Origin of the sequence: Nitratireductor thuwali (genome assembly GCF_036621415.1) — a bacterium.
GTDB classification, from domain to species: Bacteria; Pseudomonadota; Alphaproteobacteria; order Rhizobiales; family Rhizobiaceae; genus Chelativorans; species Chelativorans thuwali.
Genome location: NZ_CP030941.1, coordinates 685337 through 712212 on the forward strand (window position 1 = coordinate 685337; position 26876 = coordinate 712212).

At 65.4% G+C, this 26876-nt stretch carries 22 protein-coding genes and 1 tRNA gene; 18 read left to right on the forward strand and 5 right to left on the reverse strand.

Annotation, left to right across the window (positions count from 1 at the left end; all coding sequences use genetic code 11):
- The first annotated feature begins 14 nt into the window (after nt 1-14).
- From NTH_RS03260 to NTH_RS03280, 5 genes are all read left to right on the forward strand, one after another.
- On the forward strand, nt 15-1922 hold the full coding sequence (locus NTH_RS03260; protein WP_338528660.1) for a TonB-dependent receptor plug domain-containing protein: 1908 nt from the start codon (nt 15-17) through the stop codon (nt 1920-1922).
- Entirely contained in the window at nt 1919-2812 is an 894-nt protein-coding gene (locus NTH_RS03265) for an ABC transporter substrate-binding protein (protein WP_338528661.1), read from the forward strand. The genes NTH_RS03260 and NTH_RS03265 overlap by 4 nt, the downstream gene beginning before the upstream one ends.
- Nucleotides 2809-3798, forward strand: a complete 990-nt coding sequence (locus NTH_RS03270; RefSeq protein WP_338528662.1) for a FecCD family ABC transporter permease — start codon at nt 2809-2811, stop codon at nt 3796-3798. Before NTH_RS03265 ends, NTH_RS03270 begins: the two co-directional genes overlap by 4 nt.
- Entirely contained in the window at nt 3798-4580 is a 783-nt protein-coding gene (locus NTH_RS03275; RefSeq protein WP_338528663.1) for an ABC transporter ATP-binding protein, read from the forward strand. Before NTH_RS03270 ends, NTH_RS03275 begins: the two co-directional genes overlap by 1 nt.
- A 179-nt stretch (nt 4581-4759) precedes the next feature.
- Nucleotides 4760-5665 (forward strand): TonB family protein, encoded by a 906-nt coding sequence (locus NTH_RS03280; protein ID WP_338528664.1) that lies wholly within the window; start codon nt 4760-4762, stop codon nt 5663-5665.
- A 25-nt stretch (nt 5666-5690) separates the two neighbouring features.
- Here NTH_RS03280 and NTH_RS03285 read toward each other — a convergent pair whose 3' ends face one another.
- The 3 genes from NTH_RS03285 to NTH_RS03295 are packed head-to-tail and all read right to left on the reverse strand — an operon-like array spanning nt 5691 to nt 8385.
- Nucleotides 5691-7160 (reverse strand): S8 family serine peptidase, encoded by a 1470-nt coding sequence (locus NTH_RS03285; protein WP_338528665.1) that lies wholly within the window; start codon nt 7158-7160, stop codon nt 5691-5693.
- Nucleotides 7157-7816, reverse strand: a complete 660-nt coding sequence (locus NTH_RS03290; protein ID WP_338528666.1) for a hypothetical protein — start codon at nt 7814-7816, stop codon at nt 7157-7159. The genes NTH_RS03285 and NTH_RS03290 overlap by 4 nt, the downstream gene beginning before the upstream one ends.
- Nucleotides 7813-8385: a sigma-70 family RNA polymerase sigma factor gene (locus tag NTH_RS03295; RefSeq protein ID WP_338531794.1), complete on the reverse strand. Its 573-nt coding sequence runs from the start codon at nt 8383-8385 to the stop codon at nt 7813-7815. Before NTH_RS03295 ends, NTH_RS03290 begins: the two co-directional genes overlap by 4 nt.
- 544 nt (nt 8386-8929) lie before the next feature.
- On the opposite strand from NTH_RS03295, the gene NTH_RS03300 reads away from it, so the two are divergent.
- Nucleotides 8930-10816 (forward strand): hypothetical protein, encoded by a 1887-nt coding sequence (locus tag NTH_RS03300; RefSeq protein ID WP_422392421.1) that lies wholly within the window; start codon nt 8930-8932, stop codon nt 10814-10816.
- Nucleotides 10817-10827: 11 nt separating this feature from the next.
- A complete protein-coding gene (locus NTH_RS03305) occupies nt 10828-14457 on the forward strand; it encodes a hypothetical protein (protein ID WP_338528668.1) in 3630 nt (1209 codons plus the stop codon).
- A gap of 193 nt (nt 14458-14650) precedes the next feature.
- Here NTH_RS03305 and NTH_RS03310 read toward each other — a convergent pair whose 3' ends face one another.
- Nucleotides 14651-16621, reverse strand: coding sequence for an OmpA family protein (locus tag NTH_RS03310; RefSeq protein ID WP_338528669.1), 1971 nt, complete (start codon nt 16619-16621; stop codon nt 14651-14653).
- Nucleotides 16622-16768: 147 nt separating this feature from the next.
- Here NTH_RS03310 and NTH_RS03315 point away from each other — a divergent pair, with 147 nt between their 5' ends.
- The 3 genes from NTH_RS03315 to NTH_RS03325 all read left to right on the forward strand — a co-directional run bounded on the left by NTH_RS03315 (nt 16769) and on the right by NTH_RS03325 (nt 18145).
- A complete protein-coding gene (locus NTH_RS03315) occupies nt 16769-17221 on the forward strand; it encodes a YcgN family cysteine cluster protein (RefSeq protein WP_422392344.1) in 453 nt (150 codons plus the stop codon).
- 23 nt (nt 17222-17244) lie between these two features.
- The gene (locus tag NTH_RS03320; protein ID WP_338528670.1) at nt 17245-17658 is read left to right on the forward strand and encodes a ketosteroid isomerase-related protein; all 414 of its coding nucleotides are present in this window, start codon (nt 17245-17247) and stop codon (nt 17656-17658) included.
- A gap of 127 nt (nt 17659-17785) precedes the next feature.
- Nucleotides 17786-18145 (forward strand): hypothetical protein, encoded by a 360-nt coding sequence (locus NTH_RS03325; protein WP_338528671.1) that lies wholly within the window; start codon nt 17786-17788, stop codon nt 18143-18145.
- A 179-nt stretch (nt 18146-18324) separates the two neighbouring features.
- On the opposite strand, the gene NTH_RS03330 is transcribed toward NTH_RS03325, so the two are convergent.
- Nucleotides 18325-19047 carry an SIMPL domain-containing protein gene (locus tag NTH_RS03330; protein ID WP_338528672.1) on the reverse strand — a complete coding sequence of 241 codons (723 nt, stop codon included), beginning with the start codon at nt 19045-19047 and terminating at the stop codon, nt 18325-18327.
- A 109-nt stretch (nt 19048-19156) separates the two neighbouring features.
- On the opposite strand from NTH_RS03330, the gene NTH_RS03335 reads away from it, so the two are divergent.
- From NTH_RS03335 to NTH_RS03370, 8 genes are all read left to right on the forward strand, one after another.
- A tRNA-Ile gene (locus NTH_RS03335) sits at nt 19157-19233 on the forward strand.
- A gap of 371 nt (nt 19234-19604) precedes the next feature.
- On the forward strand, nt 19605-21422 hold the full coding sequence (locus tag NTH_RS03340) for an IlvD/Edd family dehydratase (protein WP_338528673.1): 1818 nt from the start codon (nt 19605-19607) through the stop codon (nt 21420-21422).
- 28 nt (nt 21423-21450) lie between these two features.
- On the forward strand, nt 21451-22437 hold the full coding sequence (gene denD, locus NTH_RS03345) for a D-erythronate dehydrogenase (RefSeq protein ID WP_338528674.1): 987 nt from the start codon (nt 21451-21453) through the stop codon (nt 22435-22437).
- A 74-nt stretch (nt 22438-22511) separates the two neighbouring features.
- Entirely contained in the window at nt 22512-23408 is an 897-nt protein-coding gene (locus NTH_RS03350; RefSeq protein WP_338528675.1) for an NAD(P)-dependent oxidoreductase, read from the forward strand.
- 42 nt (nt 23409-23450) lie between these two features.
- Complete coding sequence (locus tag NTH_RS03355; RefSeq protein WP_338528676.1) at nt 23451-24230, forward strand: GntR family transcriptional regulator; 780 nt, start codon at nt 23451-23453, stop codon at nt 24228-24230.
- 76 nt (nt 24231-24306) lie between these two features.
- Nucleotides 24307-25041 carry an SDR family NAD(P)-dependent oxidoreductase gene (locus NTH_RS03360; RefSeq protein WP_338528677.1) on the forward strand — a complete coding sequence of 245 codons (735 nt, stop codon included), beginning with the start codon at nt 24307-24309 and terminating at the stop codon, nt 25039-25041.
- Nucleotides 25042-25072: 31 nt separating this feature from the next.
- A complete protein-coding gene (locus NTH_RS03365; RefSeq protein WP_338528678.1) occupies nt 25073-25915 on the forward strand; it encodes a fumarylacetoacetate hydrolase family protein in 843 nt (280 codons plus the stop codon).
- 20 nt (nt 25916-25935) lie between these two features.
- Entirely contained in the window at nt 25936-26856 is a 921-nt protein-coding gene (locus NTH_RS03370; RefSeq protein ID WP_338528679.1) for an NAD(P)-dependent oxidoreductase, read from the forward strand.
- The last annotated feature ends 20 nt before the right edge of the window (nt 26857-26876 follow it).

Below are 26876 nucleotides of genomic sequence, written 5' to 3' on the forward strand. Positions count from 1 at the left end.
GCGGAGGAACGCCCATGGCCGCAAATCAGATCAAAGCCGCACTTGCCACTGCCGCGTCGGTGCTCGCACTGGCACTCGCCGTCTCCACGCCGACCATCGCCCAGGACCTTGACCTGGGGGAGATCGTCGTCACTCCGAACAGGATGGCCACCGAACTGTCCAAAACGGGCTCCACGGTGACCCGAATGGAGATCGAAGAGCAATCGCAACCGCTGGTGGTCGACTATCTCGCCCAGGTGCCGGGCATTACCCTCAGTTCCGCGGGCGGTCCGGGCGCCGAAGGCAGCTTGTCGCTCCGGGGCGCGCCGCGACGTTATGTGAAGACGCTCTACAACGGCATCGACATCTCCGATCCAACCAGCACCCAGGTGCAGACGTCCTATCAGTACCTCCTGTCCGGCGGCATCGACTCGATTGAGGTTCTCAAGGGTTCCCAAAGCACCCTTTACGGCTCCGACGCCATCGCTGGCGTCATCAGCCTTTCGACGCTCGGCGATATCGAACCCGGCATCTCCCATCTCGTCTCCGGCGAAGGTGGGTCGCGCGGAACCGCGCGCGGCTCCTACGGCCTGCGCGCGGCAAAAGGCAACGGCCGCCTCACCTTCAATCTCCTTGGCTTTCATACCGACGGCATCTCGGCCGCAGCCGCGGGCTCCGAACGCGATTCCTACGATAACATCAGCGCCGATATCGGCGGCGAGTACAGGTTCAGCGAGAATTTCGCCGTGTTCGCCTCGGGCCTCTATATAGACGCCGAAGCCGAGTTCGACGACGCCTTCGCGGACCCGCCGCAGGACGATCCGTTCCACACCAACATCAACCGCAACCGCCAGATCGCCGGCCGCATGGGCTTTGACCTCGACCTGATGGACGGCCGACTGAAGAACACCTTTGCCATGCAGGGTTTCTCGCTCGACCGCAGCCTCCACAGCGATTCCACGTTTGGTCCCTACAACGCGGATTACGAGGGCAAGCGCCTCAAGGCGGAGTATCAGGGATCGTTCGAGGCAACCGAATGGCTGACCTTGCAATACGGGGCGGACCACGAGCGCCAGAGCGCCAGCTTCACCGACGACGCCGGCTCTCTGCCTATCGACGATTCGGTCGATATGACCGGCGTATGGACGCAAGGCATTCTCGACCCGATCGAGAACCTTACCCTCAGCCTCGGCTTGCGCCACGACGAACACAGCAGTTTCGGCGGCGAGACGACTTACCGCGTGGCGGGCGCCTATCTTTTCGCCGACACGGGCACCAGGCTGCACGCCTCCGCGGGCACCGGTTTTCGGGCGCCAAGCCTCTATGAGCTCTTCGCTCCCCCGCTTTACGTAGGCGGTGCTCCCGTCGGCAATCCGGACCTGAAGCCGGAAACCAGCACCAGCTTCGATATTGGCGTTGAACAGCGTCTCCTCGACGAGCGGCTTGTCGCCGACCTGACCTACTTCCAGATCGAGATCGACAATTTGATCGATTGCGTCGAGACAGCGCCTTTTGAGTGCCGGTATGCTCAGGTACCCGGCACCACACAGATGCGCGGCGTGGAGGCGTCCTTCGCCTATGCGGCCACCCCCTGGCTCGATCTCGGCGCGAGCTATACCTACACCCAGTCCGAAGCACCCGACGGCAGCCGCAGTGCCCGCGTGCCGCGCCACACGGTTGCGCTGACGGCGGATTATCGTCCCGCCGAAAAGTGGACGATTTCCGCTTCCGGCCTCGCTGCGCTCGATACAGTGGATACGGGAAACTACGAGCTCGACGACTATTTCTTGCTCAATGCCAAACTCGCCTACAAGCCGACCGAGAATACCGAACTTTATCTTCGTGGCGAAAACCTGCTCGACCAGGATTACCAGACGGCGCGCGGCTACGGCACACCCGGCATCTCCGTCTTCGCCGGCTTCAAAGCTAAATTCGGGCCATGACTGACCGAGGCCGGAAGCGCGTTCTGGCCTTGTCCGGCCTGGGCCTCATCGCCGGCGCCCTCTTCTTCACGCCGGCGCTTTCGCGAGCGGAAGACGCACCACCCGCCCGCGTCATGTCGCTGAATGTGTGCACAGATCAGCTCGCAATGATGCTGGCCGCGCCCGGCCAACTGGTTTCGGTCTCCTTCCTCGCCCGCGAGCCCAGCCTGTCGCCGCTGCATGCCGCGGCGCAACGATTTCCCGTCAACCGCGGACGGGCCGAAGAAGTGTTCCTGGCACGGCCGGACCTCATCGTCACCGGGACCTACTCTCTGCACAACACGACCGAGCTTCTGAAGAAACTCGGTTTTCGCGTCGAGGAATTCTCCTTCGCCCAGACCCTCGACACGATCCCCGGCGAAATCCGCCGCATGGGCGCGCTTCTGGGACAGCGGGACGAGGCGAAGGAAGTCGCCGCCCGGTTCGAGGCGGAGCTCGCCGACATTCGTTCGAGGCAATGCGCGGCAAAGCCCTCCGCCCTCGCCTATGACCAGAACGGCGTCGCCCTGGGCGCCGGCACTCTGGCCGATTCGGTCGTCGCAGCCGCCGGCTTCCGCAATCTTGCGGCGGAAAAGGGCGTCACCGGCATGGCCCCCTTCCCGATCGAGGAGATCGTGGCCGATCCTCCCGACATCATCATCACCTCCGCAGGCGGGGACGACGCTCCGTCGCTGGGCGAGCGCGTCCCCCGCCATCCGGCATTGCAAAGCCTCCCCGGAACGCGCATTGGCGCTTTCGTGCCGCAAGGCGCCTGGTCCTGCGGCAGCCTGGCCACGCTCGACGCGGTGAAAGCCCTTTTCGCATTGCGCCGGGAGATCGCGCCGTGCAGCGAAACGGAGAGCGATTCATGAGCCCGCTCCGGCTCAACGCAGCGCTTGCGCTCCTTGCTCTCGTTCTGTTTGCAGGATCCCTGGCCGTCGGGCCGGCCGACCTGGCGCTGCGCGAAAGCCTTTTTGGCCTGTTCGCCGGCGGCGGAGAGGCGGCCGGCATCATCATGCGCGAAATCCGCCTCCCCCGCGCGCTGCTCGGCCTTGCAATCGGCTTCACGCTCGGCCTGTCGGGCGCGGTGCTCCAGGGCTTTCTGCGCAATCCTCTGGCCGAGCCCGGCATCATCGGCGTCTCCGCCACCGCCGCCTTCGGCGCGGTCGCCGTCTTCTACACGGGCCTCGCCGGCTCTTCGCTCTACGCCTTGCCGGCGGGCGCATTGGCAGGCGCACTTGTCGCCGTGCTCATCCTGCTCGCGCTCGCCGCCCGCGGCGGCTCCACGCTGACTTTGATCCTGGCTGGCGTCGCGCTCTCCAGCCTTTCCGGCGCCCTCACGGCGCTCGTGCTCAACCTTTCGCCAAACCCTTTCGCCAGCTACGAGATCATCTTCTGGCTGCTCGGCTCGCTGAAGGACCGCTCGATGGCGTTCGTGGTCATGGCCGCGCCCCTGATGGTCGTCGGCTGGCTCCTGATAGCACTGTCGGCGCGCGCCATCGATGCGCTCTCACTGGGGGAGGAAGCAGGCGCAAGCCTTGGTATTCACATGGGGAAATCGCGTTTCCTGATTGTGGCCGGCGTGGCGCTTGGCGTCGGCGCGGCCACCGCCGTTGCCGGCACGATCGGCTTCGTCGGGCTCGTCGTGCCCCACCTCATACGCCCGCTGACCAGCCGCATGCCGAGCCGCCTCCTCCTGCCCGCCGGTCTCGGCGGCGCAGCGCTTCTTCTGGCCGCCGACATCGCCGTGCGTGTCATCCTGCCTGCGGGCGAGTTGAACGTCGGCGTTCTGACCGCTCTCATCGGCGCTCCCTTCTTCCTGTGGCTGGTGGTGCGCGGTCGGCGGGAGATGCTCTGATGCAGCTTCGGACGGACAAGCTTTCCGTGGTGCTATCCGGCCGCACCGTCCTGCGTGATGTATCGCTGGCATTGGCAAGCGGCCAGGTCGTCGGGCTCCTCGGCCCCAACGGCGCCGGCAAATCGACCCTCATGCGCGCCATCGCCGCGCAGACCGCCTTTTCCGGCATCATCGCGCTCGGTGATGACGATCTTGCCCGTCTTTCTCCCGCCGCGCGAGCTCGGCTGCTGGCCTACCTGCCGCAGACCCGCATCATTGGCTGGCGCCTTTCCGTGCGCGATCTTGTGGCGCTTGGCCGGCTGCCGTGGCGCGCCTTTGGCGCCCGGCCATCGCCTGAGGACGCGGCCGTCGTCGACCACGCACTCGGTCTGATGGACGTGGCACATCTTGCAGACCGTCCGGCCAACGAGCTTTCCGGCGGCGAGCAGGCCCGTGTCCTTGCCGCGCGCGCGGTCGCCCAGGCGACGCCGCTACTGCTGGCGGACGAGCCTGCCTCCGGTCTTGACCCCGCCCACCAGATGATGTTGATGCAGGCGCTGCGCCGGCTGGCTGGCGAGGGACGCGCGATCCTCGTTTCGCTGCACGACCTGACGCTCGCCGCCCGCTGGTGCGACCGCGTGATCCTCCTGAAGGACGGGCGGCTGGTCGCCGATGGGCTGCCCGAGGCGGAGCTCACGCCGCAGCGGCTTGCCGAGGTCTACGGCGTGACGGCCCATATCGCACGGGACGAAGGGGGCATCATTCTCGCGCCGACCGGCCTCACCGGCAGGCGCCTGCCATGAGCCCCTGGACCGACAGTCGTCCCGGCGGGCCCAGGGCCGAGCCGGAACCGATCACCCCACCCGGCAGCATGGTCGCATCGTCACCCCCGCCACCTGTCGAAAAGCCGTCGCGGCTTTCCGCAGGTGACACCGAAGCGCCATCCCTCCCCCGGCCCGCCTCACCACTCCTTGGACGCCCCATGCGCATGCATCGCCGATCGTTCGGCCTCGCGATAGCGCTCGGGATTTCCGCCGCATTGCATGCCGCCGTGCTTTCGTGGCTCGGCGACCGCCTGCCCAAGCCCGGGATTGAAACCGCGAGCAATGCCGCTGCCGTCGAGATCATCCTTCAAGCGCCCCCCGCCCCGCCGGTCGAGGCGGTCCAGGGCGAGCAGGCGGCATCCGACCAACGATCGGAGACGGCGATCAGTCCCGAAGCTCCGGCCTCGGTCGAGCTGCCCGAGGCGGCAGAGCCGATCGTTCCGGATTCCCCGACGCCTGCGGAACCGCCCATGCCTGACCCAGCCTCTCACCGGCTGACGCAAGCTGACGGCGAACCCGCAGCACCGCCGGAGGAGGCGTTATCGGCGTCCGTGATCCTGCCTTCCGCAGACATTCCCGTTCCCACGCCGAGGCCAGGGCCGCTAAAGGCAAAGCCCGAACCATCAACGAAGACAATGCGTGCCGAGCCGAAGCAGGCAAGTCCGCCGACCACGGGCAAAGCGCCCGCTCGCAAGGCCGAAAAGGCCATGCCGGCGAAAAACCGTCAGCCTGCCCCTTCCAAGCAGAATGCCGGGCGCAAGGGCGGCGCCACTACCGGCGAAAAAGCGGCCTATTCGCGCCGGCTGCTCTCCCACGTCCAGCGCTACAAGCGCTACCCGCGCGAGGCGGCCCGCGACGGGCTTTCAGGCGCGGCGGGTCTGAACATCGCAATTGATCGAAGGGGCAATCTCGCGGGAGCACGTCTGGTGAAGAGCAGCGGACACGCTGTCCTCGATCAAGAGGCACTGGCAGTGGCGCGCCGCGCGGCACCCTACCCCCGCCCGCCGGAAGGCATCGGTGGCAATACGATCAGCTTTTCAATCACGCTCCGCTTCAAGCGCTGACGTCAGAGGCAGCGCCGGCCCGAAGCTATTGGCCGCCCGCCGCCCGCGCGTTGAGGAGCCCGTACCCATAGTCGTCGTCGCGCCCCGGACGGCCCAGATCGGTGGCCGTCTGCGCCAGCCGTGCGGCGATCTCGTCCGCGTCCAGCCTCTCGATGCGCATCAGATTGGCGATGGCGCCCGACACGACGGCGGCCGCGAACGAGGTACCCGTTACCGCGTCCACGCCACCTCCCGGTATCGGTGCCAGCAGGTTCACGCCCGGCGCGGAGAGTTCGACGTAAGGGCCGCGATTGGCTTGTTCCATCAACGCATCCTGCGCATCCGTCGCCGTCACGGCGATGACGCCGTCATAGGCGGCGGGATAGCCGTAAGGTGCGCGCGGGCCGTTGTTTCCGGCAGCCGCCACCAGCACGACGCCGCGCTCGCGCGCCGCCCGGCATGCGGCCTCGAAAATGAGGTTCTTTGGTCCCACGAAGCTCATATTGATGATGCGCGCTTGCTGAGCCACCGCCCAGTCGAGCGCCGACAGAAGCACGTCCATGCTGGAGCGCCCGCCCTCGAAGGCGCGCGCATGGTGGATGCGGGCCCCCGGCGCCAGCCCCCGGAACGGACCGCCGCCGGCGATCAGCCCGGAAATCGATGTGCCATGGCCCCGCTCCTCGATGAAGCGGTCGGGCATGGCGTCGAAAACCCCGACAACGGCCTCCTTGAGGGCAGGATGGTTCTCGTCCAGCGCCGTGTCGATCACCGCAATATCGATATCCGCCCCGCTCGCCTGCTCGGCGTTCAGCGCGATGCGTCCGAAGGCGTAGGGGATGATCTGCGCCGCCTGCTCCAGCGTATAGATATGGTTCGGCGCCTGCCCCAGCGCCCTCCCGTCGGCGGCGAGTTGGGCCAGTACCACGCCCACCGGACGACCGTCCGGGATGCCGTAGCGTGCCACTGTCGTGCCAAGCAGCGCGGAGCCGCGCGAGGACCGCACTTCGAGCCCCAGCGCCGCGGCGACGGCTTCCGCCTCCGCCACGTCGCCGTCGATCGTCACCAGCACCTCATCGGGCACATGGTCGCCGACAACGGCCCGGAGCGGCACTGACGCCGCGGGCGCGCGCCGGCTGGGTGCAAAACCATTCGCCGGGGCAGCCCCGGCCCGCGCAGGCGAACCGCCATTCGCGCCGTCGGTGGATGAGGCTGGCGATGGGTTATCGGTCTGCCCGCCATTTGCCGGCGGCGTCGATCGTCTCTCCGGCAGATCGGCCCCCGGCCCTATGCTTCCTGGAGACCTGCCGAAGAGCTCGGCCAGGATACCTGGAAGGTAGACGACTCCCGGCTGCCGCGCATCCTCCTTCGCCTCTCGGCAACCCGGTTCGCTCTGGTCGTCGGCGCAATCCTGCGGGACCGTCCGCGTCACCGCCGGCGCATTCGTCTGTGCCTGCGCCATACCCGCCATCAGGGCAATCGCTGCTCCCAACAGAAACGCTGTCGTTTTCACTGTCATTCGGCCTCCGGCCGTGCGCCCGCGATGACACGCGCCACCAGCGGCTGAGCTTCTAGTTCGGCGGCCAGACGGTCGTAGTCGGCGGCGGTTGAGACCGGCAGGATGACGCGGTAAACGCCGCCCGGAAGCGGTCCCGCATCGATCTCAAGACGCAGCGACTGCAGCACGCCTGTCACTTCCGAGATAGGCGCCTCGTCATCGAAGCTGACCAGCACGAAAGGCAATTGCACCCGCTCCTCGCTCGTCCCGGCAACCGTATAATCGTCGGCATCCCTGGTAGAAATCCAAGCCGTTTGCGCCGCAAGCAGCGCGACGGCCAGCGCCGCCGTACCCCACGCCAGGCCGGATGACGGCGCTGCAAACCAGCCGCCCGCCCGTTTCAGCCAGGTTGTGCGGGCAAGGCGCGGCGGTCCCGATTCGCGCTCCAGCGCTGCCGAAAGCCGCGACAGCGCATCCGCGGGAGGGCGGATCGCCTCATTGCCCATGGCCGCGGCCGAATATTCGGCCTCCGCCTCTTCCAGCGCGATCGCCGCCGCCGGGTCGGAGGCCAGCCACCGCTCCACCGCTTCGCGCTCGTCGTCGCTCAGCGTACCGTTCAGATAAAACGGCAGCAGCGTTTCCAGCTCGTCGCGCCGGTCCAGCTTGTCCGTGTTCATGGCCAACCTCTGTCGTAGCCGGCGGCCTTCAACGCTTCGCCGAGCTTCTTTCGGGCGTAGAACATGCGCGTCTTCACCGTTGCCACCGGTATGGCGAGGATCTCGCCGATCTCGCTTACCGACTTGCCGTGGTAATAGGCAAGGTCGACGACCGTCCGGTGTTCTTCCGGCAGGTCGTCGATAAAGCGACGCAGCGCCGCGCTCTTGTCGTCCTTCATGGCCGTCACTTCGGGCGTGTCGGCGCCGTCCTCGACAGCTTCCGCCTGCCCCTCGTCCAGCGCCTGCTCGCGCCGGCGCCTCAGCGCCGAAAGCGCCTTGTAGCGGGCGATGCCGAGGAGCCATGTCGACACCTCCGCCCGCCCCTCGAAGCGCGGAGCCTGACGCCACACCTCCAGAAACACTTCATTTGCGACGTCGTCAGCCATGGTTTCCGATCCTGTCTGGCGCATCACGAAACGGTAGACCCGCGCGTGATGGCGCATGAATAACAGCCTGACGGCCGCGCGCTCACCGCGCGCCGCCTGCTCGACGAGTTCCCGGTCCGAAAGCTGGTTCGACTGCGCTTTCATTCCCGGCGCCGCCCGCTTGGCTCGTTCTTCTGTGTGCTGTGACAGGTCAAAAGGGTTCATCGGTTTTTCCCACCCCGGCGGACGCTAAACCATGGCTTGACGAAAAACCAGATAGTGATGTGACTGAACCTTTTTGCTCCTCCGCCGCACCCATTCTTGTGGGCCGCACTCAATGCGCGCCGCAAACACAGGAGCAAGAAAGATGAAACGAACTCATGACCGCGCATGGTCAACGGTTTCGCCTCGTCGCTCTCGTCCGCCTGCCGCAAGGCAGCCGGCATCGATGGCCGGCGAGGCGCATTCGTTGACGCCGCGTAAGCTCGGGCGTATCCTTCGTTCAACCGAGGTCGGATGCCGCCTCGTTGCGGGGGAAATTGCCAAAGCCGGAACAACCGATCGCCCTGCCACGGGCTCTTCGGCGGTTTCTGCCACCGGCATCGGGGGGAATGCCATGAGCGCGCACCGGCAATACGCAAGCAATGGCTTGGGACGGGCGTTCCGGCCCGCTGCCCGGCTTCGGAACACGGCCGCCAGCCTGGCGCTGATGATCGCCGCCAATCTCGGCTTCGCGGCCCCCGCCGCCGCCCAGGAAGGCGCGATCATTCAACCAGGCTTCATGGCACAGACAGGTTTTCCCGGCACCATCATTCCGGGCTTCGAGGAAGGGCTTCTGCCGGGTGTCGACCCGGTCGACGAGACCTTCATCGATATGGACCGTGCATCCTTGCGCATTTTCGACATGACCTTCCTCGGCGCGCCGCCGGAAGGCCAGATCGTCTACACGCCGCCGCCCTTCGAGGTGATGGCGGGCCAGATCGGCCAGGTGTTCGGCCTAGCCTATGATGACGGCAAGCGCGCCGGCACGCCCGAAATCGTGCCAAACCTCTATGCCGCCGCCACGTCCTTCCATGGCGTCCAGATTGTCACGCCCGACGAGGACGAGGATGGCAGGCCCGAGCGGCGGCGGCGCGGCGCGCCCGACGCCCGCTTCATGGACGGCCAGTTCGGCCTCGAGAATGGCGGCGGTCCCGGCTCGATCTGGAAGATCGACGGGCTGACCGGAAAGGTCGGGCTCTTCGCCGATATCGAGACCAACAGCGGCCCGGGCATCGGCAATATCGCCTTTGACCGCTCGCACAGGCAGTTCTTTGCCTCGGACCTCGATTCCGGCCTCATCCACCGCATAGACATCGACGGTAACCTGATCGACACATTCGATCACGGTATCGATGGCAGGCTCGCGCGCGGACTGGACACGATCGCTGACGATGGGGCGGTGATGGACATTCGGGGTGCCGCCTTCGATACGGAAGAAACCCGCACCTGGGGCTATACACAAGAGGAGCGCCGCATCTACGGCCTCGCCGTTCACGGCGGCCGGCTCTATTACGCCGTAGGCGAGGAAGCCGAAATCTGGTCCATCGGCATCGCCCGCGACGGAACCTTCGCCGGCGATCCGCGCTGGGAGCTGACGGTCGACGCGGAAGAAGACCTGCCCGTCACCGACATCGCCTTCGATACCAAGGGCTTCATGTATCTGGCCCAGCGCGGCGAGATCGAAAACCGTTACGATTATTCCAGCTTTGCCGACAGCGGCGAGGCCGAGGTCCTGCGCTACTGGCGCGAGAGCCCCGACGACCCTGAAACCGACAGCATCTGGGTCCCGGTTCCCCAAACCTACGCAGTGGGTTTCCCCCAGCCGCATCTGCAGGCGACCGGCGGCATCGATCTTCAGTACGGCTATGATTCGCAAGGCCTCATCAACACCAGTGCCTGCGCGGCCACGCTGGTGAAGACCGGCGACAAGCTGCGCGACGATCCGGCATTGGCCGACCGCCTTATCGAGGGCGGGCCGCTCTCCGTCCACGGCGTCCAGCTCACCGCCTCCTTCCTGGTGCGGCCGCAAAACGAGCCGCCTTTCGGCTCGTGGTTCGCCGATTTCGACGGCTTCTTCGCCGATCCGGAAGTCATGGGCCATGTCGGCGATGTGGAGGTCTGGCGTCCTTGCGAAGGCCGTGCCGGCTGGTACGAGCCGTTGCCCTATCCCGGCGATCTGCCTGTGCCCGGCTGGCCGCCCGGATGGCCGCCAACGGACGAACTGCCCCAATGTCTCGAGGTCGAGGTGGTGGAATATTTCTGCACGCCCGCCGGTCTCGAGGCCGACCTTTATGTCCATGACCGCGCCGGCATCGGCGGCGATTCGCTGGTCAGCAAATCGCTCACCCCCGGCGTTGGCGTTTCCCCGTCAAAGCAGACGGTTCCGAGCCTGGCGACGCCCTTCACGCTTGGCGTGACCGGCCATCTGCCCGGCGAGACCGTCGACCTCGGCCTTTGTTTCTACAAGGATGCCGATGCCAAGGCGGGCGGCTACTTCCCTTGCTGCAAGGTGACGCTGCCGCTTGAGACGCCCCTTGAATCCTGTGCGCCGTGAGGGAGGGAGAGATGACCACGTTCACTTTCGCCCCTTCGCGGGAACGCAATTCAAATCCGGTCATGGAGACGATCATGAACCCCCTGTACCAGGCCGCGCGCGCGCCGCGCTGGCTTTTGGCGGCAGGCATGGCGCTCTCCACAGCGCTCATGCCGCTGACCATCGCACCTGCCAATGCGCAGGTTCCCGGAGGCATGGAGCCTCGCATAGAACTCGAACCCCTGGAGCCGGTGGAGCCGGCGCCGGAACGTGAAAAGCTCGTCCCCTTCTTCGAGAAGACGGGCCGCCAGCTCGATTGCGATTATGTCCAGTACCGCCTGCGCTTCGGCGTGCGCGGTGATCCGGCCATGATCGGCCATCCGATACTGGCGACGCTGCTCGACAATGTCCGCTTCGACCTCCAGGACCAGTTGCCTGGCGACCTGGCGATCGTCGATGTCAGCATATCGGGTGACATAACAGGGCCGGGCGGCGGTGCCGCGCCCTCTCACACGGTCGGCACGACGGCCACCCCGGACGATTCCCTGTCGCTGGCCGACTTCCGCGTGTCGGCCGCCGATCTCGATGGCGACGGCAGCCTCACGGAGCGCTATGCCATTATCGAGATCAAGGCGAAGATCGACCAGGCCGCCTTCCCGGCCGTCACCAATGTCGACAATCAGGGCAACATCACCCTGCAGCGCGCCGATGTCGGCGGCGGCCTGGGCACAATGCCCTCGCACGACCCGGCCATCCCCGATGACGGCGACTGGAAGACCGGCGCGCCGACCACCATCGCCATCGACGTCACCGATTGCGAACCGCCTCCGCCTCCGCCCGGCGGTGACCCGGAAGAGGCATGCTTCGCGGTCGAGACCGGCGAGGTCGATTGCGTGCCCGGCGGCGGCGCCTACATCTACCGCATGCATGTCGGACCGGAGATGGCGGGCAATGTCGTCATGGTCTCCTCGACCACGCCTGGCATCGTCATCGATCCGGCTTCGCAGGTGGTTCCCGCCGGCGGCGGCACACTGGAATGGAAAATCATCGGGGCCCTCCCCGGCGAGACCGTCCATCTGGTGGTGACCGGCGTCGAGACCTATGCGGGTCCTGCCGAGGGCGTCGGCCTGTGTTGCTCGCAGACCGTCGATATCGAAATCCCGGAGGATCTCGATTGCCCGGACGAGGAAGGCGAGCCCGACATCAAGGTCGAAAAGCGCGCCGACGAAGCCATGTGCGAGCCGGAAGGCCCATGCGACTTCACCATCCGCGTATCGAATGCCGGCGACGCGCCCTATACCGGCAAGATCGTGCTGGGCGAAGTCACCGCCCCCGGCCACGCAGACATCATCGCCGGCCCCAACGCGCCCTGGACCTGCGTGCCCATGGCCAGCCCCGCTTCCTGCGAACATCCCGAAACCACTCTCAACCCGGGCGAGTTCGTGGACCTGAAGCTTGGCTTCCAGCCCGGCCCGGCATGGCCCGGAAGCGTCCTCCGCAACTGCGCCGAATACGACTACACGGCCAGCGGCAAGGATGCGTTCGGCGATCCGACCAACGACAAGGCCTGCGCATCGATCAAGATATGCAAACCCGGCGATCCCGAATGCACGCCTCCCGAGGGCAACACCCCCGACATCGGAATGCGCAAGCGCGCCGAGCCGGCCGTGTGCACCCCCGACGGCCTGTGCACCTACGTGGTCACGGTCTATAATGCCGGCCCCGCCAACATCGCAGCTCCCATCACGGTGGTCGATACGTTCCCGCTGGGCGACGTCGCCTCGGCGAGTTTCAGCCCGACCCCGCCCTGGGCCTGCGTGCCGCTGGCCGGCAACCAGTTCGAGTGCAAGCATCCGATGCTGGTGCTGGCTCCCGGCGCCACCACCGACATCCAGGTGACGGCGGTGGTGGCGGACTACCCGTCCAACATGGTGGAGAACTGCGCCAAGGTGGAAGCTCTCACGGGCGAAACCAATCTCGCCAACAACGAGGCCTGCGCCAAGGCGACGATCCCCGACCGCCCGGGCGGCGAGCCGCAATTGCGGATACAGAAGACCTGCGAAGCGACGGTGTCGTCGGGTTCTGTCGCATGCCGCATCACCGTGTCCAATCCCGGCACCGCCGCCCCCATGGGCCCGGTACGGGTGAACGATGCGGCAACGCTGATCGGCGGCGGTGCGCCTGTCGAGATCGGTTCTGTCTCGCCGGACGGGCCGGAATGGACTTGCGGTGCGGTTCCGGCCGCAACGCTGGCCTGCGAAATCCCCGGCGCCGTCATGATGCCGGGAACGAGCCGCCACTTCGACGTGACGGTCAACGTCTCGCCCAACGAGCGGTTCGAGAACTGCGCGCGCGGTTCCTTCGGCCCGGCGCCGGGCGACGATATCGTCTACCCGTTCGGCGAAGCCTGCGCCGAGGGCGGTACTGGAATCTCGGTCGAAAAGACCGGCGACAGCCAGTGCCTGCTGGGGCAGCCCTGCACATTCGAGATCACCATCACGAATGACGGGCCAGCCGCCATCTCCGGCCCCATGCGCATCGGCGATGCCTTGACGGTCGAGGGTTTCGGCTCCACGCCGGCGACCATCGTTTCGGTGAACCCGCCCTTCGGCTGCTCGCCGGAGCCTTCGGAACTGCCCTTCGTCTGCGAGACCACCCTCGGCCTGGCGCCCGGCGAAAGCCGTAGCCACGAGGTCACGGTCGAGCTGCCGCTGGATGCAGACCTGGCCAGTGAGGTCGGCAACGGTGCGCAAGGCCGCAACTGTGCCGCCGTCATCGGCATGGATGTAGACGTGCGTGAAGGCCCGCGCTCGCTGTCCGAGCCGGCTGGCGAAGCCTCGTCCCGCCCCTTCGACTGCCACGACTTCACGGTCCTGGCCGATGAGGAGGAGGAACAATGCTCGCCCGGTTTTGTCCTGAACAATGACGGCCGCTGTGTCTGCCCGGAAGGCACCACCTTCCGCAATGGGCAGTGCGTGGGCGACATTCAGACGACGCCCATCCCCGTGCCGACGCCGCGTCCCAACCGGCCGGACCCTCAGCCCAAGCAGCCCGAGCGTCCGCGTCCGCAGGCGGACCCGCAGTGCAAGCTGCTGCCGGGCCAGATCCGCACCCAGGACGGACGTTGCATCTGCCCCCGCGGAACGCGCCTGCAGAACGGCCGTTGCGTCAAGCCGCAGGTCCAGCGTGAATGCCCGCAAGGCACGACCGGCCGCTATCCGAACTGCCGACCGGTCGTCCAGGAACGCTGCCCGCCTGGAACCGCCTTCGTGGCCGGGCGCTGCCGCAGGCCAGAAGTACAGCGGGAGTGCCCGCCCGGCACCACGGGCCGCTACCCCAACTGTGCGCCAATCGTGCGGCCGCGCTGCCCGCAGGGCACGACGGGGACCTTCCCTAACTGCCGTCCGACCGTGCAGCGTCGTTGCCCGCAAGGCACCACGGGGCAATATCCCAACTGCCGCCCGGTCGAGCAGCGCCGCTGCCCGCCAGGGACCACGGGACAGTATCCGAACTGCCGGCAGACCACGCCGCCGACGGTTACCCGTCCTCCGCAGGTCACCCGGCCTCCGGTCCAGCGGCAGGTTCCGCAGTTGAACCGGCCCCAGTTGCAGATCCGGCCGCAACTTCTTCTGCGGCCGCGCACAGACCAGCAAGTCCAGTAGGATTTCGCCGCAACGACAAGAGCCCCGCCGGATGATCTCCGGCGGGGTTTTTCGTTCGATGCCCTATTTCACGGCGAACAATTCTCGTTCGCGCAGATGCTGAAAATGGAGAACCCGGCCGGGTGGAGGGGCATCCGGCCGGGTCTTCCCGCACGACCCGACCAGGCCAGGCCGGGCATTGGCGCAGGAAGCGCTACCGACGCTCGGCCACGGGCGAGACCAGAGGCGTGATCCGGCGAACGGCAACCCGCCGGTTTTCCCGCTCGGGCTCCTGCGTGTCTATTTTCAGGTACTGTTCACCGTAGCCCTGGGTCACCAGGTTTTCCGGCGGCAGGCCGAAAACGTCTGTGAGCGCCCGCGCGACAGCCTCGGCCCGGCGGTCCGACAGCGCCAGGTTGGCAGTCTCAGACCCCACGGCGTCAGTGTGACCTTCAATCAGGAAGGTCTCTGCCGGATTCTCATCCAGCAACCGCTCCATGGCCGTCGCCAGCGCCTCGATGTCCCTGATCTCGCTTTCCTCGATGCGCGCCGAACCGAACTCGAACTCGATGGTGTCGAGGTCGATGCGCCGCACCATGTCGCGGACCCGGGGCGAGCGCTTCACTTCTTCGAGCGAATAGAGCCGCTGCACCTGCTCCACCGGAGGCTGGTCAAGGAACTCGTAGTACCGGTCCGGATTTTCAACCCGCTGGGCCTCCAGGACATATTCGCTCAAGGGAATCGTGAGCCGGAACGGGCCGAGCTCGATTGCCGGATCCTCATAACGGGCCACCCGGTCGAAGCGGTCCTCCGGCACATACACGAGCACATGTTCCCGTCCATCCGGCGTCACCCGCACCCGGCGGAGAACATCGCCGTAGCTGTTGCGGATGGTGATGATCCGCGTTCCGTCCGGACGCTCGATGACCTCACGCACGCGACCGTTCCGCAGGTCGTCATAGTAGACCAGGTCGTCGCGACGCACGAGGCGGTCATAATCGGGGCTTTCGATATAGATGTTGTTGTTGTACTGGATGATCTTGCGGTTATCGTTGTACTCTTCGATCACCTGAGCACCCTCCGGCACGTGCCCCAGGAACGCCTGCCGGCGTACGCGGGTGTCTTCCGGCGTCTGGCCCAGTTCGATCCGCTCGCCCTCCTCTTCCACCATTTGGCGGATTTCCGTGCGTAGCGTTTCCGGGTCTACCAGATCCGCCTGGGCTTCCCCGTCGCTTTCAGGCGCGGGCGCTTCCTCTGCGGCCTGTTCTTCCTGCCCGCCCTCGACCGGCGGCTCATGGCCTTCGCCTTCAACCGTGGCGTTCGGCTCGGCCTGGTCCTTCTGGCTGTCGGGCACTGGAGCCGCATCTTCAGATGGCGCCTCCTGGCCCTCAGCAGCATCGGCCTCGACGCTGGCCTCGGCATCCGCGTCGGCATCGGCCTCCGCATCCGTCTCGCCGGGCTCTACAGCGGTGCCGCCATCGATGGGTTCGTCTTCGGCGGCCGCATCCGCCGGCGCATCTGCACCCGTCTCTTCCTCGGCGGCCTGTTCGGCTGCGACACACTCGCCGCCGTCGGGCGCGCGCACCGTGCCGGGCGGGCATTCTTCCACGGCCTCGCCCTCGTCCGGCGTGGTCTGCTCGGCCTCTCCGGCAGGCTCGATAACGGTTTCCTCCGTGGGTACGGCCTCTTCCGCAGCGGGGCTTTCCATCGGCTCATCGGCTGGCGCTTCCTCGCCGCCCTCAACCGCAGGCTCTTCCACTGCTTCTGCGGGCGCCTCCATAGTCTCGACCGGCTGGTCTGTCTCCGCACCCGCCGGCGGCGCTGCTTCCTCCTCGGCAGGAGCAGGATCGGATTCCACAGGCGCGTCGGCAGGGGCTTCCTCACCGCTCTCAGCGGCCGGTGCCTCCTCCGTTTCCGCCGGAGCCTCCTCCTCCACGGGAGGCGGCTCTTCGGTGGGAGTAGGCTCTGCGGCCGGCTCCTCGGCCTCTTCTTCTACCACTGGCGCGCAGATGCCGTCAGGTTCAGTGGGCGCCGTGCCTGGCGGGCACTCCTCACCCTCGCCTGCAGGTTCTTCTGCCTGCGCCAGGACGACCACGCTGTCGCGCGTGGCCCAGGGGCTGCCCTCGGTGCGCTCTTCAGCGGCCACCTGCCCTGCCATCAACAGGCTCAGGGCGGTTCCAGCCATAAACAATTTCGATTTCGTCATCGTCCGTCGCTCCACGGTGGGATGTCCCTACGGCGTCGATAAGCGGCAGCGAAGCCGTTGGTTCCCTTGCACCCGTCGTGCCACCCGCCGGCACAGCCCCTTGACGCCCGGCCCTGACCGCGCGACATGCCTGCCATGGAGCCGTTCTGGAAGACCAAGAGCCTTGAAGAGATGACGCCGCGCGAGTGGGAATCACTCTGCGATGGCTGCGGCAAATGCTGCCTGGCCAAGCTCGAGGACGAGGATACCGGACAAATCCACTGGACGAGCGTTGCCTGCCGCCTGTTCGACATCGGCACATGCCGTTGTTCCGATTACGAAAACCGCTTCGCCACTGTATCCGACTGCGTGCGCCTGACCCCGCAGAACGTGCGCACGATCACCTGGCTGCCCGCCACCTGCGCCTATCGGCTGCTAGCCAATGGGGAGGAACTCTACTGGTGGCACCCGTTGGTGTCCGGCAGCGGGGAAACCGTCCATGAAGCAGGCATTTCGATGAAGGGGCGCGTCAAGACCAGCGAAAGCAATCTGGCCGAGCCGGAAGATTATCTGCAATACATGCTCGAAGAAGAACCATAGCCCGACCAAGGACCGAGACGGCAATGAGCGAAACCGAAACCCGCGACCTCGTCGAAAACTACCTTGCCGCCTTCAATGCCGGCGATCACGAAGGCATGCTCGCGCTCCTTGCAGACGACGTGGTTCACGATGTCAGCCAAGGCGGCCGCGAAATCGGCAAGGAAAAATTCCGCTGGTTTCTCGGCCTTATGTCGCGCCACTACCGCGAAACCCTTTCCGACATCGCCATCATGACGGCGCCGGGCGGCGTTCGGGCGGCTGCCGAATTCACCATGCGAGGAACCTATCTGACCACGGTGGAGGGCCTTCCGGAGGCATCCGGCCAAAGCTATGCGCTGCCCGGGGGAATTTTCTTCGAGGTCGACGACGGCCTGATCTCCCGCGTTACCGCCTACTACAATCTGGACGAGTGGAAAAGGCAGATTGCCAAGGGCTGAAGCGGCAACCCTCTACATCCGCCATGCCTGCGGTCACGTGAACGGCCGGTGAATGCCCGGTTCGCGCGGCGTTCAGGCCCGCTCGGCCAGTGTCTCCTCAAGATTCACACCTACGAGGAGAACAGACATGTTCCGCAAGATCCAGATCGCCACCCTTTCCGCCATCCTCAGTCTCGGCGCCTTCGCCGCCGCCCCCACCGCCGCCAAGGCGGACGGCATCTATTTCAGCTTCGGACAGGGCAGCGGGCACGCCGGCATTCATCTGGGCGAGCGCCATCGCGACTTCCGCCCGCGCCGTCAGCACTACCGCCAAGCCTCCTGCTCGCCGCGCCGCGCCTTGCACAAGGCGGAACGAATGGGCCTCAGACATGCCCGAATTACCCGCGTCAACCACCGCGCCATTCGTGTGACCGGGCGCCAGCATCGCGACCGCGTGAGCATCGTCTTCGCCCGCTCGCCGCACTGCCCGGTGATCCGCTGGCGCTAGCTGTGGGCTTTCAGGAGGTTGTCCATTCGGACGCACGAAGGACGCTAACTTTCTGAATCTACGCATCGTGCTTTCCGAAAATCGATTCCGATTTTCGGGCCGATGCTGTAGGCTTCCCAGCCCCGCGAAAAAGGCCGCCGGGTCGCTCCGGCGGCCTTCTGGTTCGAGAGCGGGAGATGCTACTGCTCGATGCTGAAGGTCACGTTCACTTCGATCGTGTAGCTGTTTTCACCGGCTTCGATCGGTACCGCCGCATCGGCCGCCATCTCCGCGCGCATCATCTTTCCAGCCATGGGCATCGGTGGCGGGGTCGCGGCGCTTTCGGAAAGCTCGATCAGCTTGCCCAGGTTCACACCGGCAGCGTCGGCCAATGTCCTGGCCTTCGTCATTGCGTCCTCTACAGCGCGCTTGCGCGCCTCGGTCAAGGCTTCGGTCGGGTCGTCGTTGGTGAAGGCGATATGCCCGCCCTGATTGACGCCCAGCGAGACAGAGCGGTCGAGTATCGCGCCCACCTTGTCCATGTCGCGGATACGGACGGTCAGCTGGTTTGAGACCTGATACCCGACGATGCGCGGCTCCCGTTCTTCATTGCGCTCGTTGGGGTAGACGTACTGAGGCTGGATGGAAAGGCCGCTGGTCTGCAGGTCCCGCGCCTCGATCCCTTCTTCCTTGAGGGCGGCGATAACGGCCGCCATGGCGGAACTGTTATCGTCCATCGCCGCGCGCGCGGTCTCGGCCTCTCGCGTGACGGCCAGCGTGACGATGGCCATGTCAGGGCTCAACCGCGCCTCGCCCTCACCGGTCACCGTAATCTTCGGCTGCAAGATCTGCTCCTGTGCGAAAGCCTGTGGCACGACAGCCATGGAGGCGGCCAGCGCTATCGGCAGAAAGGAACGCGTCATGGAAATCTCCTGTTTGTTCGAGCAAATCATGGATAGAGCGCGATTATGAATGGATTGCGGCGCATCACGCTTGTGCATGCGCAAAAAAATCACTAACTCATGCCGCACCGGGCCTGTAGCTCAATTGGTTAGAGCCGGCGGCTCATAACCGCTTGGTTGGGGGTTCGAGTCCCTCCGGGCCCACCAGAAATCTTTTTTCAATGGGTTAACTGGTGGTTGGCCATATGTGAGCTTGGTATCGCTTCCCGTGCCGATCCGGTCCCACGCGGTTTGGTCGCTTTCGACCGTTGGCGCACGGGCAACAGATCCAGCACCGTCCCGGTGTCGCTAGGGACCCGCCAGGCAACGTATGCATAACGTTCCAGGCCGCCCTTCACGCGCTCCTGCCATCTCTGCCCAGCGAGCACGGGAAAGGCTTTCCTGAGCGTGAATTCAGCCATGAAAACGAGTGCTTTGCGGTATTCTTTTCGCCGAATGCTCCGCTGCCGCTCTGCGATGCCTTTTCCATTGCATTTTTTCTGTATACGTTGAGCACATACCAAGCAGTCGGAGATGACATGAGCAAGGAAAAAGCCAAGCCCGTTCTGCGTTCGCAGGCCTGGTTCGACAATGAGGGCAACCCGGACATGACCGCGCTCTATTTGGAGCGCTACCTGAATTTTGGTCTGTCCCAGCAGGAGCTGCAATCGGGGAAGCCCATCATCGGCATCGCCCAGACCGGCTCCGACCTGTCGCCTTGCAACCGGCATCACATCGAACTGGCCAAGCGCGTGCGCGAGGGCATCCGCGAGGCCGGCGGCATCGCCATCGAGTTCCCCGTGCACCCGATCCAGGAGACCGGCAAGCGGCCCACCGCCGCGCTCGACCGCAACCTGGCCTATCTCAGCCTTGTCGAGGTGCTCTACGGCTATCCGCTCGACGGCGTGGTGCTCACCATCGGCTGCGACAAGACCACCCCGGCCCTGCTCATGGCCGCGGCCACCGTCAACATTCCAGCCATCGCCTTGTCGGTCGGGCCCATGCTCAATGGCTGGTTCCGCGGCGAGCGCACCGGTTCCGGCACCATTGTCTGGAAGGCGCGCGAACTGATGGCCGCCGGCGAGATCGACTATGCAGGCTTCGTCAAGCTGGTCGCCTCGTCCGCCCCCTCCACCGGCTACTGCAACACGATGGGCACGGCGACCACGATGAATTCGCTGGCCGAGGTGCTCGGCATGCAGCTTCCCAGTTCCGCCGCCATCCCCGCGCCCTATCGCGACCGCCAGGAAATGGCTTATCTCACCGGCCTGCGTATCGTCGACATGGTGCATGAGGATCTCAAGCCCACCGACATCATGACGCGCGATGCCTTCATCAATGCCATTCGCGTCAATTCCGCCATCGGCGGCTCGACCAACGCGCCGATCCATCTCAATGGCCTTGCCCGCCATCTCGGCGTCGATCTCAGTCTCGACGATTGGCAGGCCTATGGGGAAGAGGTGCCGCTGCTGGTCAATCTACAGCCGGCGGGCGAATATCTGGGCGAGGACTACTACCATGCAGGCGGCGTTCCGGCCGTCGTGAACCAACTCATGGGACAGGGCCTCATCAACGAGGACGCGCTGACCGTCAACGGCCGCTCCATCGGCGACAATTGCCGCGGCGCACTGATCGAGGACGACCGGGTCATCCGCCCCTATGACAAGCCACTGAAGAACAATGCCGGCTTCCGCGTTCTCAAGGGCAATTTGTTCGACGCGGCCATCATGAAGCTCTCCGTCATCGACGAAGAATTCCGCCAACGCTACCTGTCCAATCCCAGCGATCCCATGGCCTTCGAGGGGCGGGCGATCGTTTTTGACGGACCGGAAGATTACCATGCGCGCATCGACGATCCCGCGCTCGACATCGATGAGAACTGCGTCCTCTTCATGCGCGGCGTCGGTCCCATAGGATATCCCGGCGCGGCGGAAGTGGTGAACATGCGGGCACCGGATTATCTGCTAAAGCGCGGCATCCATTCGCTGGCCTGCATCGGCGACGGCCGCCAGTCGGGCACCTCCGGCTCGCCTTCCATCCTCAACGCCTCGCCCGAGGCTGCCGCTGGCGGCGGACTCGCATTGCTGGAAACAGGCGACCGGGTTCGCATAGATCTGAAGAACGGCCGCGCCGACGTTCTGCTTCCCGACGAGGAACTGGATAGGCGGCGCAAGGAGCTTGAGGCCAAGGGCGGATACGCCTACCCGCCGCACCAGACGCCATGGCAGGAGATCCAGCGCGGCATCGTCGCCCAGCTTGACGCGGGCATGGTGCTGGAGCCGGCGGTCAAGTACCGCAAGCTTGCCCAGGGCGGGGAGAACGGCGATATGCCGGCCGTCCCGCGCGATAACCACTGACCAACCGCCACGAGGAGGACGGGCTGCAATGCGCATCCTGATCATCGGAGCCGCCGGCATGGTCGGCCGCAAGCTGGCCGAAAAGCTCATCACCGAAGGCAGCCTCGGTGGCCGCAAAATCGATACGATTCATGCCTTCGATGTGATCGAGCCGTCCTATGGTGCGTCGGACGGCCCGCAAGTGGTGTCGCAGGCCGGCAACGTCGCCGACCCCGTGGTGGTCACGGAATTGATAAAACACAAGCCCGACGTCATCTTCCACCTTGCAGCCATTGTCTCAGGCGAAGCCGAGGCCGAATTCGACAAGGGCTACGCCATCAATATGGACGGTACGCGTCATCTTTTGGAAGCGGTCCGTCATGAAGGCGAAGGCTATTGCCCACGGCTGGTCTTCACCTCGTCCATTGCCGTCTTCGGTGCGCCCTTCCCCGATCGGATCGGCGACGAATTTCTCAATGCCCCGCTCACCAGCTATGGCGTGCAAAAGGCCATCGGCGAGCTGCTTTTGGCGGATTGCACGCGCAAAGGCTTTGTCGACGGCGTTGGCATTCGTCTGCCCACGATCGTGGTGCGGCCCGGCCGGCCCAACAAGGCGGCCTCAAGCTTCTTCTCCGGCATCATCCGCGAGCCGCTGGCCGGCCAGGAAGCGATACTCCCAGTATCGGAGGAGGTGCGGCACTGGGTGGCCAGCCCGGCCGCGGCCGTGGGATTCCTGATCCATGCCGCCACCATGGATTCGGCGATGCTCGGCGCGCGGCGCTCGCTGACCATGCCCGGCCTGTCGATCACCGTCGGCGAAATGATCGAGGCGCTGAAGCGGGTGGCCGGCGAGGATGTCGCCGCCCTGATCCGGCGCGAGCCGGACGAGACGATCACCAGGATCGTCGACGGCTGGCCGCGCAATTTCGATGCGAGGCGGGCCGAGCAGGCGGGCTTCACCGCCGACGCGGATTTTGATTCCATCATACGCGCCCACATTGCCGACGAAGAGGTTCGCAGAGCAGCGCTCGGCTGAAACACCGGGGCCACGTTCAAACGGGAAGACGGGTCAGGATGTCGACGTAAACCCGATCTGGAGGAGAAGACGCAATGGCTGAACGGCAACGCGTGGGCTTTATTGGCGTAGGTCTTATGGGCCACGGCATGGCCAAGAACATTCTGGAGGCCGGGCACAAGCTCACCGTCCTCGGCCATCGTAACCGGAAGCCGGTCGACGATCTCGTCAAGCGCGGCGCCACGGAGGCATCGGACGTCGGTGAAATGGCACTTGCTTCCGACGTCATCTTCCTCTGCCTGCCCGGCAGCCCGCAAGTCGAGGCGAGCGTTGCGGACATCATCGCCGCCAAGGGCGACGTCAGGTTCATCATCGATACGAGCACCAGCAATCCGGTCTCCACCCGCATGCTTGCAGAGCGTTGCGCGAAGGCCGGCATCACCATGGTCGACGCACCCTTGTCGCGCACCCCCAAGGAAGCCTGGGAGGGCACGCTGGATGTCATGGCCGGCGCGAGCGAAGAGGTGCTCGCCGAGGTCAGGCCGTTGCTCGAGGCTTTTGCAGGCAAGATCGTCCGGGTCGGGGAATGCGGGGCCGGCCACACGATGAAGCTGCTCAACAATTTCGTGTCCATGGGCTATGGGGCGATCTATGCGGAGGCGCTGGCAATCGGCGCAAAGAACGGCATCGACGCCGCCACGTTCGAAAGCGTCATCTCCGGAGGGCGCATGGACTGCGGCTTCTTCCAGACGTTCTTCAAATATGTCGTCGGCGGGGACCGAGACGCCCACAAATTCGCGCTGCGCAACGCCCACAAGGATATGCGCTACGTCGTGTCGCTGGCCAATGAAAGCGGTATCGCCTCCCATGTCTCGTCCAGCATCAAGAACGGATACGCGACGGCAGAAGCGATCGGCCGCGGCGACGACTACGTGCCGATGATCGCGGACGTCATCGCCGAGCTCAATGGTATAAGGCCGTCGAAGGCCTGATACAGTTTGAGCGATTCCGGCGCACACAAACCAGGTGGAACAGTGCAGGACGAAGAAAAACAAGCCATCGAAACAACCGCCAGGCAAGGCGCTAGGGCCAAGTCCGCCGGAAAGGACCTGGTGTCCCGACCGCGTCCGACCCTGCAGACGGTTGCCGGCATGCCTGCTCGCGATCGGGCCTATCACGATCTGAAGTTTCGCATTCTAGAAGGTCGTCTGCCGCCGGGAACCAGCCTGCTCGAGACCGAGGTGGCGAGCCTGCTGTCGCTCAGTCGGACACCTGTCCGCGAGGCGCTTATCCGGCTGGAGGAGGAAGGGCTGGTCGAGGTGCGCCCGCGCCACGGCATCACCGTCAAGGCGCTGTCCATCGAGGAACTGGAGCAGATCTACCAAGTGTTCTCGACCCTTGAGGTGAAGGCCGCGCAGTTGACCGCCCGCCGCGGGTTGAGCGAAGCCGAGTACGCGAAGCTGGATGGCATCCTCGTCCAGATGGAGAAGGCGACCGGCAAGAAGGACATCGCCCACTGGTCGCACCTCGACGATGCATTTCATTCCGAAATCGTAGCGCTATGCGGTAATCCACGCCTGCAGGGCATGCTGCGCCAGCTTTGGGACCAGCAATACCGGGCGCGTGTAGCAATCGTTCATCTGCGCCCCCTACCCGTTCAGTCGGATGAGGAGCATCGAGCTATCCTGAAGGCCATTCACGCCCGCGACGAGGTCGCCGCCACCCGTCTGCATCAGCAGCACCGCGACCGCGCCGACGTGCTGGTGCTGTCCCTGCTGCGCCATCCAGGCGCCAGCTCGCTGATCAGCAAATGATCGCCGATGGCGCCGCAACGTATACGTTGAGCCCGAAGAAGCGCTGTGCAAAAAGAGGAACGGGAGACTTGGCCATATGAACAGGATCGATCTGGGCGGGCGCCGCGCCATCGTCACCGGCGGGGCGCGCGGCATCGGCCTGGCGACGGTGGAGCGCTTCCTGGATAGCGGTGCGCAAGTCGTCATATGGGACATCGATGCCGGAAATCTCCAGGCCGCGCTCGACCGTTTGCAAGGCCGCGCCAGCGGTCAGGTCGTGGAACTCACCGACGAGCATGCCGTCGAGGCCGCCACCCATGAAGCGGGCTCTGTCGATATCCTGGTTAACAATGCCGGCATCACCGGTGGCAACGGCAAGACCTGGGAACTCGCCCCCGACATCTGGCGCCGGACGCTCGAGGTCAACCTCGTCGCCCCCTACCTCACCAGCCGCGCGCTGGTGCCAGGCATGATCGAGCGCGGTTATGGCCGCATCGTCAATGTCGCCTCCATCGCCGGCAAGGAAGGCAACCCCAACGCATCGCATTATTCGGCTTCCAAGGCTGGATTGATCGGCCTCACCAAATCACTCGGCAAGGAGTTGGCCAAGACCGGCATCATCGTCAATTGCATCACGCCGGCCGCCGCGCGAACGCCGATCTTCGACCAGATGAGCCAGGAGCACATCGACTATATGCTCGCAAAGATACCGCTCGAACGGTTCCTGGAGCCGGCCGAGGTGGCCGCCATGATCGCCTGGCTCGCCTCGGAGGAGTGTTCGTTCTCCACGGGAGCCGTCTTCGACATATCCGGTGGCCGCGCCGTCTACTGATATTCACTAGCACACGATAAGGACCGACGATATGAAGCTTTTGCGTTATGGACCCGCGGGCAGCGAGAAGCCCGGCCTGATGGCCGATGACGGCACGATCCGCGATCTTTCCGGCATGGTCGACGACATCGGTGGCGCGGCGATCTCGCCCGAGGGCCTCGATCGCCTCCGCGCCATAGCGCCCGACAGCCTGCCCGTGGTCGACGGCAATCCCCGCCTCGGCCCGTGCGTGGCAGGCCTGCAGAAGATCATATGCATCGGCCTCAACTACTCCGACCATGCCGCCGAAACGGGTGCCGTGCCGCCCCCCGAGCCGATCATCTTCGCCAAGGCTCTCAACGCACTGTGCGGCCCCAATGACGATGTGGAGATGCCGCGCGGCTCCACGGCGCTCGACTGGGAAGTCGAGCTCGCCGTCATCATCGGCACCAGGGCCAAATACGTTTCCGAGGCCGACGCCATGGATCATGTTGCCGGCTTCGCCATCATGAACGACGTGTCCGAACGCGATTTCCAGGCCAAGCGCCAGGGCCAGTGGACCAAGGGCAAGAGCCACGATACCTTCGGCCCGCTCGGCCCCTGGCTCGTTACCCGCGACGAGATTGCCGACCCGCACAATCTGGATATGTGGCTGGACGTCAATGGCGAGCGCCGCCAGACCGGCAACACCGACACGCTGATCTTCAACGTGCCCCATGTCGTCTCTTACCTCTCGCAATTCATGACGCTGATGCCGGGCGACGTCATATCCACCGGCACGCCTCCGGGCGTCGGCATGGGTATGAAGCCGCCCCAATATCTGAAGCCCGGCGACGTGATGACCCTTTCTATCGCCGGCCTGGGCCAGCAGAGACAGACCGTGGTCGCGGCGTAGAAGCCGCCGGAGGAACAGTGGTGACCATCAGGAACGTAACCCTTATCGGTACCGGCATTATGGGCGCCCCCATGGCGCGCAATATCGCCCGCGCCGGCTTCAACGTCACGGTCTGGAACCGTACACGGGCCAAGGCCGAAGCGCTGGCCGATGTCGCCACGGTCGCCGAATATCCACGAGAAGCGGTGGGCAATGCCGACGCCATCATCACGATGGTCGACAACTCCCCGGTCGTGACCGGGATCTATTTCGGCGAGAACGGCGTGGTCGAGGCCGCGCCTGCCGGTGCGCTATTCGTGGACATGTCGTCGATCCAGCCCGCCGTCGCCCGCGACCATGCGGCCGCCATTGCCCGGACGGGTCGGCGCCACGTGGACGCGCCGGTCTCCGGCGGCGAGAAAGGCGCGACCGAGGCGACCCTTGCGATCATGGCCGGCGGCAACCGGGAGGACTTCGAGGAAGCCCGCGCCCTGCTTTCCGCGATGGGCCGCGCGACCCATGTCGGTGTCCACGGCGCGGGACAGGTCGCCAAGCTCGCCAATCAGGTAATCGTCGCCGTCACCATCGGCGCGGTGTCGGAGGCCATGCTTCTGGCTCAGGAGGGCGGGTGCGATCCGGCCGCCCTTCGCGAGGCGCTGATGGGCGGTTTCGCCACGTCGCGTATTCTCGAACTCCACGGCGAGCGCATGGTCGAGCGCAACTTCGTCCCCGGCGGGCCTCTGGCGCTTCAGCTGAAGGACATCGAGAACGCTCTGGAAGTTGCCCGCCAGGCGGGCCTGCGCCTGCCGCTGACCGAGCACGCGCGCGACGCCTTCCACGCCCTTGCCGGCGACATGCGCATGAGCCGCTACGACCACTCCGCCTATCTTTTATGGCTGGAGGCCATCAATGACGGCAAGCGGCTGGGCTCCAAGGAGACGCTGGCACCGACGAGTGACTAGTTTTCACCGCGGCGCCCTGC

What these genes read in the sequence shown, in the direction of transcription:
- NTH_RS03340 (WP_338528673.1), top strand. Translation starts at nt 19,605, where the DNA reads ATGAGCAAGGAAAAAGCCAAGCCCGTTCTGCGTTCGCAGGCCTGGTTC.
- NTH_RS03300 (WP_422392421.1), top strand. Translation starts at nt 8,930, where the DNA reads ATGATCGCCGCCAATCTCGGCTTCGCGGCCCCCGCCGCCGCCCAGGAA.
- NTH_RS03325 (WP_338528671.1), top strand. Translation starts at nt 17,786, where the DNA reads ATGTTCCGCAAGATCCAGATCGCCACCCTTTCCGCCATCCTCAGTCTC.
- NTH_RS03320 (WP_338528670.1), top strand. Translation starts at nt 17,245, where the DNA reads ATGAGCGAAACCGAAACCCGCGACCTCGTCGAAAACTACCTTGCCGCC.
- NTH_RS03310 (WP_338528669.1), bottom strand. Translation starts at nt 16,621, where the DNA reads ATGGCTGGAACCGCCCTGAGCCTGTTGATGGCAGGGCAGGTGGCCGCT.
- NTH_RS03285 (WP_338528665.1), bottom strand. Translation starts at nt 7,160, where the DNA reads ATGACAGTGAAAACGACAGCGTTTCTGTTGGGAGCAGCGATTGCCCTG.
- NTH_RS03260 (WP_338528660.1), top strand. Translation starts at nt 15, where the DNA reads ATGGCCGCAAATCAGATCAAAGCCGCACTTGCCACTGCCGCGTCGGTG.
- NTH_RS03315 (WP_422392344.1), top strand. Translation starts at nt 16,769, where the DNA reads ATGCCTGCCATGGAGCCGTTCTGGAAGACCAAGAGCCTTGAAGAGATG.
- NTH_RS03305 (WP_338528668.1), top strand. Translation starts at nt 10,828, where the DNA reads ATGACCACGTTCACTTTCGCCCCTTCGCGGGAACGCAATTCAAATCCG.
- denD (WP_338528674.1), top strand. Translation starts at nt 21,451, where the DNA reads ATGCGCATCCTGATCATCGGAGCCGCCGGCATGGTCGGCCGCAAGCTG.
- NTH_RS03350 (WP_338528675.1), top strand. Translation starts at nt 22,512, where the DNA reads ATGGCTGAACGGCAACGCGTGGGCTTTATTGGCGTAGGTCTTATGGGC.
- NTH_RS03280 (WP_338528664.1), top strand. Translation starts at nt 4,760, where the DNA reads ATGCGCATGCATCGCCGATCGTTCGGCCTCGCGATAGCGCTCGGGATT.
- NTH_RS03360 (WP_338528677.1), top strand. Translation starts at nt 24,307, where the DNA reads ATGAACAGGATCGATCTGGGCGGGCGCCGCGCCATCGTCACCGGCGGG.
- NTH_RS03290 (WP_338528666.1), bottom strand. Translation starts at nt 7,816, where the DNA reads ATGAACACGGACAAGCTGGACCGGCGCGACGAGCTGGAAACGCTGCTG.
- NTH_RS03295 (WP_338531794.1), bottom strand. Translation starts at nt 8,385, where the DNA reads ATGAAAGCGCAGTCGAACCAGCTTTCGGACCGGGAACTCGTCGAGCAG.
- NTH_RS03330 (WP_338528672.1), bottom strand. Translation starts at nt 19,047, where the DNA reads ATGACGCGTTCCTTTCTGCCGATAGCGCTGGCCGCCTCCATGGCTGTC.
- NTH_RS03265 (WP_338528661.1), top strand. Translation starts at nt 1,919, where the DNA reads ATGACTGACCGAGGCCGGAAGCGCGTTCTGGCCTTGTCCGGCCTGGGC.
- NTH_RS03270 (WP_338528662.1), top strand. Translation starts at nt 2,809, where the DNA reads ATGAGCCCGCTCCGGCTCAACGCAGCGCTTGCGCTCCTTGCTCTCGTT.
- NTH_RS03275 (WP_338528663.1), top strand. Translation starts at nt 3,798, where the DNA reads ATGCAGCTTCGGACGGACAAGCTTTCCGTGGTGCTATCCGGCCGCACC.
- NTH_RS03365 (WP_338528678.1), top strand. Translation starts at nt 25,073, where the DNA reads ATGAAGCTTTTGCGTTATGGACCCGCGGGCAGCGAGAAGCCCGGCCTG.